A 13,376-nucleotide genomic window follows, 5' to 3' on the forward strand; every position below is an offset into this window, starting at 1 on the left:
CATGACCAAGCTCATCATCGACGGCAAAGAGATCGATGTCCCCGCCGAGTACACGCTGCTTCAGGCGTGCGAGGCGGCCGGCGCCGAGATTCCGCGCTTCTGCTATCACGAGCGGCTGTCGATCGCCGGCAATTGCCGGATGTGCCTCGTCGAGGTGAAGGGCGGCCCGAAGCCGGTCGCCAGCTGCGCCTGGGGCGTGCGCGACTGCCGTCCGGGCCCGAAGGGCGAGCCGCCGGAGATCTCCACGCGTTCGCCGATGGTGAAGAAGGCGCGCGAAGGCGTGATGGAATTCCTTCTCATCAACCATCCGCTGGACTGCCCGATCTGCGACCAGGGCGGCGAGTGCGACCTGCAGGACCAGGCGATGGGCTATGGTGTCGACACCAGCCGCTTCGCCGAGAACAAGCGCGCCGTCGAGGACAAGTATCTCGGCGCGCTGGTCAAGACCTCGATGAACCGCTGCATCCAGTGCACGCGCTGCGTCCGCTTCTCGGCGGAAGTCGCCGGCGCGCCCGAGATGGGCGCGACGGGGCGCGGCGAGGACATGGAGATCACGACCTATCTCCAGCACGCGCTGACCTCGGAACTGCAGGGCAATCTCGTCGACATCTGCCCGGTCGGCGCGCTGACCTCGAAACCCTATGCGTTCGCGGCGCGTCCGTGGGAGCTCGGCAAGACTCAGTCGATCGACGTCATGGACGGCGTCGGATCGGCGATCCGCGTCGACACCCGCGGCCGTGAGGTGATGCGCGTGCTGCCGCGCATCAACGAGGCCGTGAACGAGGAGTGGATCTCCGACAAGACCCGCCACATCGTCGACGGCCTGCGCACCCAGCGCCTCGACCGGCCCTATATCCGCGAGGCCGGCAAGCTGCGCGCGGCGAGCTGGCAGGAGGCCTTCGCCGCGATCGCCTCCAAGGCGGCGCGCACCGACGGCAAGCGCATCGGCGCGATCGCCGGCGACCTCGCCGGCGTCGAGGAGATGTTCGCGCTGAAGGATCTCCTGTCGAAGTACGGCTCGAGCAATCTGGCGGTGCAGGGCGGCGATGCCTTCGACCCCGCGCTCGGCCGCGGCTCCTACATCTTCAATCCGACGCTGGTCGGCGTCGAGCAGGCGGACGCGCTGCTCATCATCGGCGCCAATCCGCGGAAAGAGGCGGCCGTGTTCAACGCCCGCATCCGCAAGCGCTGGCGAGGCGGCGGCTTCAAGGTCGGCGTGATCGGCGCCAAGGCCGACCTGACCTATGATTACGACCATCTCGGCGCGGGAACCGAGACGCTCGGTGAGCTCGCGGCCGGCAAGCACTCCTTCATGGACGTGCTGAAGAACGCCAAGCACCCGATCATTTTGGTCGGCGCCGGCGCGGCCGCCCGTCACGACGGCGCCGCCATCCTCGCAGCTAGCGCCAAGCTCGCGCTCGATGTCGGCGCGGTCAAGGACGGCTGGAACGGCTTCGGCGTGCTGCACGAGACCGCCTCACGCGTCGGCGCGCTCGACATCGGCTTCGCCGCAACCGCGGGTGGGCTGAACGCTGCGCAGATGACGACGTTCGGCACGCTGGACCTGTTGTTCCTGCTTGGCGCCGACGAGATCAAGGCGCCGGACGGCACCTTCGTCGTCTATATCGGCACCCATGGCGACCGCGGCGCGCATCGCGCCGACGTGATCCTGCCGGCCGCCGCCTACACCGAGAAGTCCGCGATCTACGTCAACACCGAAGGCCGCGTGCAGATGACCGGTCGCGCCGCGTTCCCACCGGGCGAGGCCCGCGAGGACTGGGCGATCGTCCGTGCGCTGTCGGAAGCGCTCGGCAAGAAGCTCGGTTATGACTCGCTCTCGGCGCTGCGCCAGGCGATCTTCAAGGCCGTGCCGCATCTGATCCGTCTCGACCAGATCGAGGCCGGCTCCGCCGACCAGATCAAGAAGCTGGCGGGGAAGGGCGGCTCGCCCGAGAAGGCGCCGTTCAAGCCGCTGGTCGAGGACTTCTATTTGACCAACCCAATCGCGCGTGCGTCCGCCGTGATGGCGGAGTGCTCGCGGCTTGCCTCCGGGCAGATGCTGACCGCAGCGGAGTGAGCGTGATCTGATGGAATTTTTCGAAAGCGCATTCTGGACCGGGTTCCTCTGGCCGCTGATCATCATGGTCGCCGAGAGCGTCCTGGTGCTCGTCGTCCTGCTGGTGGCGATCGCTTACATCCTGCTCGCCGACCGCAAGATCTGGGCGGCGGTGCAGATCCGCCGCGGCCCGAACGTGGTCGGCCCGTGGGGCCTGCTGCAGTCCTTCGCGGACCTGCTCAAGTTCGTGCTGAAGGAGCCGATCATTCCGGCCGGCGCCAACAAGGGCGTGTTCCTGCTCGCGCCGCTGGTGTCCTGCGTGCTCGCGCTCGCGGCCTGGGCGGTGATCCCGACCAATCTCGGCTGGGTGATCTCCGACATCAATGTCGGCGTGCTCTTCATCTTCGCGATCTCGTCGCTGTCGATCTACGGCATCATCATGGCCGGCTGGTCGTCGAACTCGAAGTACCCGTTCCTGGCCGCGCTGCGCTCGGCGGCGCAGATGGTGTCCTATGAAGTCTCGATCGGCTTCGTCATCATCACGGTGCTGCTCTGCGCCGGCACGCTGAACCTCTCGGCCGTGGTCGAGGCCCAGCACGCGCGCGGCCTTGCGAGCCTGATCGGGCTGCCGCAGCTGACCATCCTGAACTGGTACGTCTGGCCGCTGTTCCCGATGTTCGTGGTGTTCTACGTCTCGGCGCTGGCGGAAACCAACCGTCCGCCCTTCGACCTCGTCGAAGCGGAATCCGAGCTCGTCGCCGGCTTCATGGTCGAATACGGCTCGACGCCGTATCTGCTGTTCATGCTCGGCGAATACGTGGCGATCGTCACGATGTGCGCGTTGGCGACGATCCTGTTCCTCGGAGGCTGGCTGCCGCCGGTGGACCTGCCGCCCTTCAACTGGGTGCCGGGGATCATCTGGTTCGCGCTGAAACTGTTCTTCATGTTCTTCCTGTTCGCGATGGCAAAGGCGATCGTGCCGCGCTACCGCTACGACCAACTGATGCGCCTCGGCTGGAAGGTGTTCCTGCCGCTGTCGCTGGCGATGGTGATCGTGGTGGCCGGCGTGCTGCATTTCGCCGGCATCGCGCCGAAGTGAGGGCCGTCGTCATGGGTATCAACATCAACGCCACTGCACGCTCGCTTCTGCTGTCGGAATTCGTCTCGGCGTTTTTCCTCGCCATGCGCTATTTCTTCCAGCCGAAGCCGACGCTGAACTATCCGTTCGAGAAGGGCCCGATCTCGCCGCGCTTCCGCGGCGAGCATGCGCTGCGCCGCTATCCGAACGGCGAGGAGCGCTGCATCGCCTGCAAGCTGTGCGAGGCGGTCTGCCCGGCGCAGGCCATCACCATCGAGGCCGGCCCGCGCCGCAACGACGGCACCCGCCGCACCGTGCGCTACGACATCGACATGGTGAAATGCATCTATTGCGGCCTCTGCCAGGAGGCCTGTCCGGTCGACGCCATCGTCGAAGGTCCGAACTTCGAGTTCGCGACCGAGACCCGCGAGGAACTGTTCTATGACAAGGCCAAGCTGCTCGCCAACGGCGACCGCTGGGAACGCGAGATCGCGAAGGCGATCGAGCTCGACGCGCCTTACCGGTGAGATGAGAGCATGATCCTTCCCGCGCTGTTCTTCTATCTCTTCGCCGGCATCTGCGTTGCCTCGGCGGTGATGGTGATTGTCTCGCGCAATCCCGTGCACTCCGTGCTGTACCTGATCCTGGCCTTCGTCAACGCCTCCGGCCTGTTCGTGCTGATGGGCGCCGAGTTCCTCGGCATGATGCTGATCGTCGTCTATGTCGGCGCGGTCGCGGTGCTGTTCCTGTTCGTGATCATGATGCTCGACGTCGACTTCCTCGAGCTGCGCGAGGGCTTCATCGAGTACCTCCCGGTCGGCCTCGTGATCGGCGGCATCTTCCTGTTCGAGCTGCTGCTCACCGTCGGCTTCTGGGTCATCAACCCCGGCGTCTCCAAGACGATCACGGCGGCGATCCCGACCAACGTCTCCAACACCGAGGCGCTGGGGCTCGTGCTCTATACGAAGTACATCCACTACTTCCAGCTCGCGGGCATGGTGCTTCTGGTCGCCATGATCGGCGCCATCGTGCTGACGCTGCGGCACAAGGCCAACGTGAAGCGGCAGGACATCAACGTTCAGAACGCGCGCACGCCCGAGATGGCGATGGCGATGCGCAAGGTGGCGCCGGGGCAGGGCCTCCAGGATGCCGATGCGGCGGAGTGGGTGAAATGACGATCGGGCTCGGACATTATCTGGCGGTCGGCGCGATCCTGTTCACGCTCGGGATCCTCGGCATCTTCCTGAACCGCAAGAACATCATCGTCATCCTGATGTCGATCGAGCTGATCCTGCTCTCGGTCAACATCAACCTCGTGGCGTTCTCGACCTTCCTCGGCGACATCGTCGGCCAGGTCTTCGCGCTCCTGGTGCTGACGGTCGCGGCCGCTGAAGCCGCGATCGGTCTCGCCATCCTGGTGGTCTATTTCCGCAACCGCGGCTCGATCGCGGTTGAGGACGTCAATCTGATGAAGGGCTGAGCTCTCAAATGGTTCAGGCAATCGTTTTCCTGCCCCTGCTGGGCGCCATTCTGGCCGGGCTCATCTCCCTGGTCGGTGCGCATGCCCGCAACCCCTCGGGCGACGAGGTCGAGCATCACGGCGACCATGGCCACGGCGATGCCCACGCATCGGCTGCCCATGACGACCATGGGCACGACGATCACGGTCATGACGACCACGGCCACGGCCCGGTCGAGCCGGCTGCTGCGGGCTCGCGCGCGGCGGAGCTGATCACCACGGGACTGCTGTTCGTCGCGGCGGCGCTGTCCTGGATGACGCTGGTCGACGTCGGCTTCATGCACCATGACGCCCGCATCCAGCTGCTGCCCTTCATCTTCTCCGGCGACCTCCAGGTCTGGTGGACCCTGCGCGTCGACACGCTCACCGCCGTGATGCTGGTGGTGGTGACGACGGTGTCCTCGCTCGTGCACCTCTATTCCATCGGCTACATGGACGAGGATCCGTATCGGCCGCGCTTCTTCGGCTATCTCAGCCTGTTCACCTTCGCCATGCTGATGCTGGTGACGGCGGACAACCTGGTCCAGCTGTTCTTCGGTTGGGAAGGCGTGGGTCTGGCGAGCTACCTGCTGATCGGCTTCTGGTACCAGAAGCCGTCGGCGAACGCCGCCGCCATCAAGGCCTTCGTGGTCAACCGCGTCGGCGATTTCGGCTTCGCGCTCGGTATCTTCGCGATCTTCATGCTGGCCGGCTCGACCGATTTCGAGACCATCTTCCATGCCGCACCCGGCCTCACCGGCAAGACCATCAACTTCCTCGGCTGGCACGCCGACGCGCTGACCCTGACCTGCCTGCTGCTGTTCATGGGTGCGATGGGCAAGTCGGCGCAGTTCCTGCTGCACACCTGGTTGCCGGACGCGATGGAAGGCCCGACCCCGGTCTCGGCGCTGATCCATGCCGCGACCATGGTCACCGCGGGCGTCTTCATGGTGGCGCGCCTGTCGCCGCTGTTCGAGCTCGCCCCGACCGCCCAGGCCGTGGTGATGTTCTTCGGCGCGACCACGGCGTTCTTCGCGGCCACGATCGGCCTCGTCCAGAACGACATCAAGCGCATCGTCGCCTACTCGACCTGTTCGCAGCTCGGCTACATGTTCGTGGCGATGGGAGCAGGGGCCTATTCGGTCGGCATGTTCCACTTGTTCACGCACGCCTTCTTCAAGGCGCTGCTGTTCCTAGGCTCCGGCTCGGTGATCTACGCGATGCACCACGAGCAGGACATCCGCAACATGGGCGGCCTCTGGCGCAAGATCCCCTACACCTATGCGGTGATGGTGGTCGGCACGCTGGCCCTGACCGGATTCCCGCTCACCGCCGGCTACTTCTCCAAGGACGCGATCATCGAGTCCGCCTACGCCTCGCACAATCCGTTCGGGGTCTACGGCTTCCTGATGACCGTCGTCGCCGCCGGCCTGACCTCGTTCTACTCCTGGCGCCTGATCTTCAAGACCTTCCACGGCGAGCCGCATGACGAGCATCATTACGAGGCCGCGCATGAAGCTCCGCTCTGGATCCTGATCCCGATCGGCGTGCTCGCGGTCGGCTCGTTCGTCGCGGGTCTGCCGTTCAAGGAGCTGTTCGCAGGCCACGGCGTCGAAGAATTCTTCCGCGAGTCCGTGAAGATGAACCCGCACATCATCGAGGAGATGCACCACATCCCCGAGACCATCGCCTTCCTGCCGACGGTGATGATGGTGCTGGGCTTCCTGGTGTCGTACCTGTTCTACATCCGCCGGCCTTACATCCCCGTTCGGCTCGCCGCAGAGCATCCGATGCTGTACCAGTTCCTGCTCAACAAATGGTACTTCGACGAGCTCTACGAGATCATCTTCGTCCGTCCGGCCAAGTGGATCGGCTATCAGCTCTGGAAGAAGGGCGACGGCTTCATCATCGACGGCTTCGGTCCTGACGGCGTCTCCGCCCGCGTGCTGGACGTCACCCGCAACGTCGTGAAGATCCAGACCGGCTATCTCTATCACTACGCATTCGCCATGCTGATCGGTGCCGCCGGCCTGATCACCTGGTTCATGTTCGGCTTTGGAGGCCAGTAAATGACAACCTGGCCCATTCTTTCGGTCACGACGTTCCTGCCGGCGGTCGGCGCGCTGATCGTCTATCTCAGCCGCGGCGATGACGAGGCTAGCAGGCGCAATTCGCGCTGGATCGCGCTCTGGACCACGCTGATCACCTTCGCGGTGTCGGTGATCCTGGTCATGCGCTTCGACCCCAACACCGCCGACTTCCAGTTCGTCGAGAAGGCGAACTGGCTCGCCACCGGCATCACCTACCACATGGGCGTGGACGGAATTTCGCTGCCGCTCGTGATCCTGACCACCGCCGTGATGCCGTTCTGCATCATCGCGAGCTGGAAGGCGATCACCAACCGCGTCCGCGAATACATGATGGCGTTCCTGATCCTGGAAACGCTGATGGTCGGCACCTTCTCGGCGCTCGATCTCGTGCTGTTCTACCTGTTCTTCGAGGGCGGCCTGATCCCGATGTTCCTGATCATCGGCGTCTGGGGCGGTCCGCGCCGGGTCTATGCCTCCTTCAAGTTCTTCCTCTACACGCTGCTCGGCTCGGTCCTGATGCTGCTCGCCATCATGGCGCTGTACTGGAACGGCGGCACCACGGATATTCCGACCCTGATGCACACCGCCGTGCCACGGTCCTTGCAGACCTGGGCCTGGCTTGCCTTCTTCGCCTCCTTTGCGGTGAAGATGCCGATGTGGCCGGTGCACACCTGGCTGCCCGACGCGCACGTCGAGGCGCCGACCGCGGGTTCGGTGGTCCTCGCCGCGATCCTGCTGAAGATGGGCGGCTACGGCTTCCTGCGCTTCTCGCTGCCGATGTTCCCGCTGGCCTCGCACGACTTCGCGCCGCTGATCTTCACGCTCTCGGCCATCGCCATCATCTACACCTCGCTGGTGGCGTTGATGCAGGAGGACATGAAGAAGCTGATCGCCTACTCGTCGGTGGCGCATATGGGCTTCGTCACCATGGGCATCTTCGCCGGCACCATGCAGGGTGTCGCCGGCGGCATGTTCCAGATGATCTCGCACGGCATCGTCTCCGGCGCCCTGTTCCTCTGCGTCGGCGTCGTCTACGACCGCCTGCACACCCGCGAGATCGCGGCCTATGGCGGTCTCGTCAACCGGATGCCGCTCTACGCGATGACCTTCATGGTCTTCACCATGGCCAATGTCGGTCTTCCCGGAACGAGCGGCTTCGTCGGCGAGTTCATGACGCTGCTCGGCACCTTCAAGGTCTCGATCCCGACCGCGTTCTTCGCCACCTTCGGCGTGATCCTCTCGGCGGGCTACGCGCTGTGGCTCTACCGCAAGGTCGTGTTCGGGGCGCTGGTAAAGCCGTCGCTGACGAGCATGAAGGACCTGACCTTGCGCGAATGCGTGATTCTGTTCCCGATGATCGCGCTGACGATCCTGTTCGGCGTCTATCCGAAGCCGGTGCTCGACATGTCGGCCGCCTCGGTCCAGCAACTCGTCAACAATTACAACACCGCTGTGACGGCCGTGAAGGCCGCCGCACTGCTCCAGTGATCGGGCAGGTCAGGATATCGCCATGAGCTTTTCGACTGCAGGTTATCAACTGGCGCCGGTGCTGCCCGAGCTCGTGCTCGCGGTCGGCGCCATGGCGCTTCTGATGCTCGGGGCCTATCGCGGGCAGGAGACGACCAGGACGGTGACGTCGCTGGCGGTCCTGCTCCTGATCGTGGTCGGCGTGCTCGAATATCTCCAGCCGGCGGGCAAGACCGTAACCTTCGGCGGCAGCTTCATCGTCGACGACTTCGCCCGCTTCATGAAGATCCTGGCCCTGATCGGCTCGGCGGTGACGCTGATCCTGTCGACCGAGTTCCTCTCCGATCCCTCGCGCCGCATCTTCGAATACGCCATCCTGGTGCTGCTCTCGACCCTCGGCATGATGGTGCTGATCTCGGCCGGCGATCTGATCTCGCTCTATCTCGGCCTCGAATTGATGTCGCTGGCGCTCTATGTCGTGGCGGCCTCGAACCGCGACAACGCGAAGTCGACCGAAGCCGGCCTGAAGTATTTTGTCCTGGGCGCGCTGTCCTCGGGCATGCTGCTCTACGGCTCTTCGCTGGTCTATGGCTTCACCGGCACGGTCAGCTTCACCGGCATCGCCGCGGCCGCGACGGTCTCGAATATCGGCCTGATCTTCGGCCTGGTCTTCCTGCTCGCCGGCCTCTGCTTCAAGGTCTCGGCCGTGCCGTTCCACATGTGGACGCCGGACGTGTATGAGGGCGCCCCGACCCCGGTCACCGCTTTCTTCGCCTCGGCACCGAAGGTCGCCGCGCTCGCCGTCTTCACCCGCGTCACGCTGACCGCATTCCCGGGCATCGTCTCGCAGTGGCAGCAGATCCTGGTGTTCGTGGCGATCGCCTCGATGGCGCTCGGCTCCTTCGCCGCGATCGGCCAGAGCAACATCAAGCGCCTGATGGCGTACTCCTCGATCGGCCACATGGGCTTTGCCCTGGTCGGCCTTGCCTCCGGCACGGTCGAGGGTGCGCAGGGCGTCCTGATGTACATCGTGATCTATGTCGCGATGACGCTCGGCTCGTTCTCGATCATCCTCGCCATGAAGCGCAACGGCCAGGCCGTCGAGCAGATCAGCGATTTCGCCGGCCTGTCGCGGACCAACCCGCTGCTCGCCTTCATGTTCGCGATGCTGCTGTTCTCGCTCGCCGGCATTCCGCCGCTCGCCGGCTTCTTCGCAAAGTGGTACGTCTTCGTCGCCGCCATCAAGGCGAACCTGTTCACGCTCGCCGTGATCGGCGTGCTCTCCAGCGTGGTCGGTGCCTACTACTATCTCGCCATCGTCAAGACGATGTATTTCGACGAGCCGGCCGGTCAGGTCGATCCGGTGCGCGTCGAGGTGAAGACGGTGCTGGCGGTTGCGGGTCTGTTCAACATCCTGTTCGCACTGTTCGCTGGCCCCGTGGTGAGCGTCGCCTCGGCCGCGGCAAAGTCGCTGTTCTAGGATGGGATTCGCGCTCGGTCCTCGCGCACAGTCCGCGGGCTACAAGCTCGCGGCTTTCGAACGGACCGGCTCGACCAATACCGACGCGATCGAGCACGCGCGGGCCGGCGAACGCGGCCCGATGTGGTTCGTCACGTCAGAGCAGACCGCCGGCCGCGGCCGGCGCCAGCGCGCCTGGATCGCGCCAAAGGGCAATCTCGCCGCCAGCGTCCTCGAGATCCTCGACATCCCGCCTGCGGTTGCCGCCACCATCGGGTTTGCGGCGGGGCTGGCGGAGGAGGCTGCCCTGGAGAAGGTCAGCTTAGAAGCCGCGCTACGGCTCGGTCCTGACCGTCCCCGCTACGCCCTGAAATGGCCGAACGACGTCCTCGCCAACGGCAAGAAGCTGGTCGGCATCGGCCTCGAGGCTGAGGCCGTCGGCGATCGCCTTGCCATCGTCGTCGGCATCGGCACCAATGTCGTCGCCGCGCCCGAGGGCACGCCGACGCCCGCCGTGTCGCTCGCGGACCTTGGCGTCCAGATCAGCGCGGAGGAGCTGTTTACGGCCCTGTCGGATGCCTGGGTCGAGTTCCGTGGCATATGGGACAATGGCCGTGGCTTTGCCGATATCCGTAAACTGTGGCTTGAGCGCGCTGCCGGCCTCGGCGAGCGGGTCGCGATCCATACGGGGACGACGACACTGGAAGGCATTTTCGACACCATCGACGACACCGGCTGCCTGATCGTCCGCACCGCGGAGGGCCGCCACGTGCCCGTCGCAGCGGGTGAAGTCTTCTTCGGCCCGGCCCGCTCCGTGGGGGCTGCGTGATGGCGAGGCCGGACGAACTGGTGTTTGCGCCGCTCGGCGGCGTCGGCGAGATCGGCATGAACCTGTCGATCTACGGCCTCGGCAACCGTCACCAGCGCGCCTGGCTCGCGGTCGATCTCGGCGTCTCCTTCGGCGACGAGGAGCATCTGCCGGGCATCGATTTGATCATGCCCGACATCAGCTTCCTGGAGAAGGAACGCAAAAACCTGATGGGCCTCGTGCTGACGCACGCCCATGAGGATCATTTCGGCGCCATCATCGATCTCTGGCCGAAGCTGAAATGCCCGATCTATGCGACCAAGTTCAGCGCCGCGCTGTTTGAGGCCAAATGCGCCGCCGAGCGCAATGCGCCCGAGATCCCGGTGACCGTGGTGCCATCGGGTGGCCGCGTCGATATCGGCCCGTTCAATGTCGAGTTCATTCCGGTCGCGCACTCGATTCCGGAAGCGCACGCGCTGGCGATCCACACCGAAGCCGGCATCGTGCTGCACACCGGCGACTGGAAGATCGACCCGACCCCGACGCTGGGGGCCCCGACCGACGAGAAGCGGCTGCGCGAGCTCGGCGAGGAGGGCGTGCTCGCCCTAATCGGCGATTCCACCAATGCCGTCCGCGACGGCCGCTCGCCTTCGGAGGCCGAGGTCGCCAAAACCATCATCGACCTCGTCAAATCGGCCAAGGGCCGTGTCGCGGTCACGACCTTTGCCTCCAACGTCGCCCGCGTCAAAGCCGTGGCCGATGCCGCCAGGGCTGCCGACCGCGAGGTCGTCGTGGTCGGCCGCGCGATGGAGCGCGTGGTCCAGGTCGCGCGCGAGACCGGCTATCTCGACGGCGTGCAGAACTTCCGCTCGCCCGAGGTCTACGGCCACCTGCCGCAGGACAAGGTGCTGGCGCTCTGCACCGGCAGCCAGGGCGAGCCGCGCGCCGCGCTGGCGCGCATCGCCAATGACGACCATCCCGAGATCACGCTGAACCGCGGCGACAGCGTGATCTTCTCCTCGCGCACCATCCCGGGCAACGAGAAGGCGGTCGGCTCGATCATCAACAATCTGGTGCTCCAGGGCGTCGAAATCATCACCGACCGTGACGCGCTGGTTCACGTCTCCGGCCATCCGCGCCGCGACGAGCTGCGTGACCTGATCTCCTGGGTGAAGCCGCAACTGCTGATCCCCGTCCATGGCGAGGCCCTGCATCTGCACGAGCACGCAAAGCTCGCGCGCGCCGCCGGCGTGCCGCGGGTGCTGGTCTGCCGCAATGGCGATCTCGTCAAGCTCGGCCCCGGCGATCCCGGCATTGTCGGCGAGGTGCCCTCGGGCCGGCTCTACAAGGACGGCACGATCCTGGAGGATTCCAAGTCCCGTGCCGTGGTCGAGCGCCGCCGCATGGCCTTCTCCGGCTGCGCCTTCGTCGCCATCGCCCTGACCGCGCAGGGCGAGCTCGCCGACGAACCCGAGGTCGATCTCGTCGGCATCCCCGAGAAGAACAGGGCGGGAGAGACTTTTGACGACCTGGTCTTCGATGCCGTGATGTCCACGATCGAGGGCCTGCCGAAGGCGCGGCGGCGGGATCCGGACGCGCTGGCCGAGTCGGTGCGACGCGCGGTCCGGGCCGTCATCAACGAACATTGGGGCAAAAAGCCCCCCTGTCTGGTACACGTCCTGACAGTGTAGATTGGGCGTGTTCTCCAGATCACGCTCTGAGGGAGAAGAAACATGCTGGGTCGCCTCAACCACGTCGCGATCGCGACCAAGGACGCCGTCAAGGCCGCAAAGATCTACGGTGCGGCATTCGGTGCCCAGATTTCCGAGGCCGTGCCGCTGCCAGAGCACGGCGTCACCACCGTGTTCGCGACACTGCCCAATACCAAGATCGAGTTCATTGAGCCGCTCGGCGAGGCTTCGCCGATCGCAAAGTTCCTGGAGCGCAATGCCGACGGCGGCATCCACCATGTCTGCTACGAGGTCGTCGACATCATCCACTCGCGCGACACGCTGGTGAAGGAGGGCGCAAGGGTGCTCGGCGACGGCGTGCCGAAGATCGGCGCCCACGGCAAGCCGGTGCTGTTCCTGCACCCGAAGGACTTTTCCGGCGCCCTCGTCGAGATCGAGCAGGCGTAAGGCCCCATGGCCATCCAGATATCGACCGCGCTTGCGATCTACTTCGTCATCTGGTGGGTCGCGCTGTTCCTGACGCTGCCATTCGGCGTGCGCAGCCAGCACGAGGACGGCGTCGGCGCCCCCGGCACCGACCCCGGCGCGCCGATCCTGACGCGGATGGGCCGCAAGCTGATCTGGACCACGATCATCTCGGCCGTCATCTACGGCCTCGGCATGGTGGCCTACCATGCCGGCTATCTCTCGATCGAACGCCTGTCGAAAATGATGGGTATGCCGTTCTAGGCATTCTTCGCTAGATTTTTTTGTTGCGTGTTTGTTGGGGGAACGAATGACTTTTCAACGGATCGTCGTCGCGCTTCTGCTGCTGATCGTCGCCGGGATCAGTGCCATCGGCTATTTCGAATGGAGGATCGCCGTTCAGGCCCGGACGCTGAAGGCGTTCGTCGAGGGCTATGTCTTCAACGAGGCGGTGATGGCTTGCGAGCAGGCCAAGAGCTCGACGCCGTTCAAGTGGAACGGCGGCAAGAGCACCTCGGTGATCGGGCTGAACTCGGTCAAGCCAGACAAATACAACGTCTTCGCCAGCTACACGCTGGTGGCGGACGGCGTCTATTGCGATTACGATCCCATCAAAAGAAAGGCCGAGATCGGCGCGAGCTTCCTGGAGCGGGAGTAACGATCCGGCCCATACCAGCATGATCCGGACCCGAAGGGCCGCGTTAGCGCAAAGTGTGAAGCGGTTTTCCGAAAAGATCATGCTCAAATAAGTGGGGTGGGATCGT

General features: G+C 65.0%; 13 protein-coding genes. All 13 read left to right on the forward strand.

Annotated elements, in window-relative coordinates:
• The first annotated feature begins 1 nt into the window (after position 1).
• From nuoG to JQ603_RS01475, 13 genes are read left to right on the forward strand one after another with little or no spacing between them, the layout of a single operon-like run.
• Entirely contained in the window at positions 2 to 2,077 is a 2,076-nt protein-coding gene (nuoG, locus tag JQ603_RS01415; protein ID WP_212335990.1) for an NADH-quinone oxidoreductase subunit NuoG, read from the forward strand.
• Positions 2,078 to 2,087: 10 nt separating this feature from the next.
• Positions 2,088 to 3,155, forward strand: coding sequence for an NADH-quinone oxidoreductase subunit NuoH (gene nuoH, locus JQ603_RS01420; RefSeq protein ID WP_018642373.1), 1,068 nt, complete (start codon positions 2,088 to 2,090; stop codon positions 3,153 to 3,155).
• 17 nt (positions 3,156 to 3,172) lie between these two features.
• Positions 3,173 to 3,661, forward strand: a complete 489-nt coding sequence (gene nuoI, locus JQ603_RS01425; protein WP_026232873.1) for an NADH-quinone oxidoreductase subunit NuoI — start codon at positions 3,173 to 3,175, stop codon at positions 3,659 to 3,661.
• 9 nt (positions 3,662 to 3,670) lie between these two features.
• Complete coding sequence (locus JQ603_RS01430; protein WP_212335991.1) at positions 3,671 to 4,309, forward strand: NADH-quinone oxidoreductase subunit J; 639 nt, start codon at positions 3,671 to 3,673, stop codon at positions 4,307 to 4,309.
• Positions 4,306 to 4,614: an NADH-quinone oxidoreductase subunit NuoK gene (gene nuoK, locus JQ603_RS01435; RefSeq protein ID WP_008547737.1), complete on the forward strand. Its 309-nt coding sequence runs from the start codon at positions 4,306 to 4,308 to the stop codon at positions 4,612 to 4,614. Before JQ603_RS01430 ends, nuoK begins: the two co-directional genes overlap by 4 nt.
• An 8-nt stretch (positions 4,615 to 4,622) precedes the next feature.
• Positions 4,623 to 6,701 (forward strand): NADH-quinone oxidoreductase subunit L, encoded by a 2,079-nt coding sequence (nuoL, locus tag JQ603_RS01440; RefSeq protein ID WP_212335992.1) that lies wholly within the window; start codon positions 4,623 to 4,625, stop codon positions 6,699 to 6,701.
• Entirely contained in the window at positions 6,702 to 8,210 is a 1,509-nt protein-coding gene (locus JQ603_RS01445) for an NADH-quinone oxidoreductase subunit M (protein ID WP_212335993.1), read from the forward strand.
• 22 nt (positions 8,211 to 8,232) lie between these two features.
• Positions 8,233 to 9,669 (forward strand): NADH-quinone oxidoreductase subunit NuoN, encoded by a 1,437-nt coding sequence (gene nuoN, locus JQ603_RS01450; RefSeq protein ID WP_212335994.1) that lies wholly within the window; start codon positions 8,233 to 8,235, stop codon positions 9,667 to 9,669.
• Between the two features lies 1 nt (position 9,670).
• On the forward strand, positions 9,671 to 10,477 hold the full coding sequence (locus JQ603_RS01455) for a biotin--[acetyl-CoA-carboxylase] ligase (protein WP_212335995.1): 807 nt from the start codon (positions 9,671 to 9,673) through the stop codon (positions 10,475 to 10,477).
• The gene (locus JQ603_RS01460) at positions 10,477 to 12,147 is read left to right on the forward strand and encodes a ribonuclease J (RefSeq protein WP_212335996.1); all 1,671 of its coding nucleotides are present in this window, start codon (positions 10,477 to 10,479) and stop codon (positions 12,145 to 12,147) included. Before JQ603_RS01455 ends, JQ603_RS01460 begins: the two co-directional genes overlap by 1 nt.
• 42 nt (positions 12,148 to 12,189) lie before the next feature.
• Positions 12,190 to 12,594, forward strand: a complete 405-nt coding sequence (gene mce / locus JQ603_RS01465; RefSeq protein WP_212335997.1) for a methylmalonyl-CoA epimerase — start codon at positions 12,190 to 12,192, stop codon at positions 12,592 to 12,594.
• A gap of 6 nt (positions 12,595 to 12,600) precedes the next feature.
• The gene (locus tag JQ603_RS01470) at positions 12,601 to 12,876 is read left to right on the forward strand and encodes a DUF1467 family protein (protein ID WP_211402128.1); all 276 of its coding nucleotides are present in this window, start codon (positions 12,601 to 12,603) and stop codon (positions 12,874 to 12,876) included.
• 46 nt (positions 12,877 to 12,922) lie between these two features.
• Positions 12,923 to 13,270: a hypothetical protein gene (locus tag JQ603_RS01475; protein ID WP_212335998.1), complete on the forward strand. Its 348-nt coding sequence runs from the start codon at positions 12,923 to 12,925 to the stop codon at positions 13,268 to 13,270.
• Positions 13,271 to 13,376 lie beyond the last annotated feature (106 nt).

Source organism: Bradyrhizobium liaoningense (assembly GCF_018130825.1).
Taxonomy (GTDB): Bacteria; Pseudomonadota; Alphaproteobacteria; order Rhizobiales; family Xanthobacteraceae; genus Bradyrhizobium; species Bradyrhizobium liaoningense_B.

Coding starts and splice junctions, on each gene's coding strand:
- nuoG (WP_212335990.1), top strand. CDS start 2: ATGACCAAGCTCATCATCGACGGCAAAGAGATCGATGTCCCCGCCGAG.
- nuoH (WP_018642373.1), top strand. CDS start 2,088: ATGGAATTTTTCGAAAGCGCATTCTGGACCGGGTTCCTCTGGCCGCTG.
- JQ603_RS01430 (WP_212335991.1), top strand. CDS start 3,671: ATGATCCTTCCCGCGCTGTTCTTCTATCTCTTCGCCGGCATCTGCGTT.
- nuoK (WP_008547737.1), top strand. CDS start 4,306: ATGACGATCGGGCTCGGACATTATCTGGCGGTCGGCGCGATCCTGTTC.
- nuoL (WP_212335992.1), top strand. CDS start 4,623: ATGGTTCAGGCAATCGTTTTCCTGCCCCTGCTGGGCGCCATTCTGGCC.
- JQ603_RS01445 (WP_212335993.1), top strand. CDS start 6,702: ATGACAACCTGGCCCATTCTTTCGGTCACGACGTTCCTGCCGGCGGTC.
- nuoN (WP_212335994.1), top strand. CDS start 8,233: ATGAGCTTTTCGACTGCAGGTTATCAACTGGCGCCGGTGCTGCCCGAG.
- JQ603_RS01455 (WP_212335995.1), top strand. CDS start 9,671: ATGGGATTCGCGCTCGGTCCTCGCGCACAGTCCGCGGGCTACAAGCTC.
- JQ603_RS01460 (WP_212335996.1), top strand. CDS start 10,477: ATGGCGAGGCCGGACGAACTGGTGTTTGCGCCGCTCGGCGGCGTCGGC.
- mce (WP_212335997.1), top strand. CDS start 12,190: ATGCTGGGTCGCCTCAACCACGTCGCGATCGCGACCAAGGACGCCGTC.
- JQ603_RS01470 (WP_211402128.1), top strand. CDS start 12,601: ATGGCCATCCAGATATCGACCGCGCTTGCGATCTACTTCGTCATCTGG.
- JQ603_RS01475 (WP_212335998.1), top strand. CDS start 12,923: ATGACTTTTCAACGGATCGTCGTCGCGCTTCTGCTGCTGATCGTCGCC.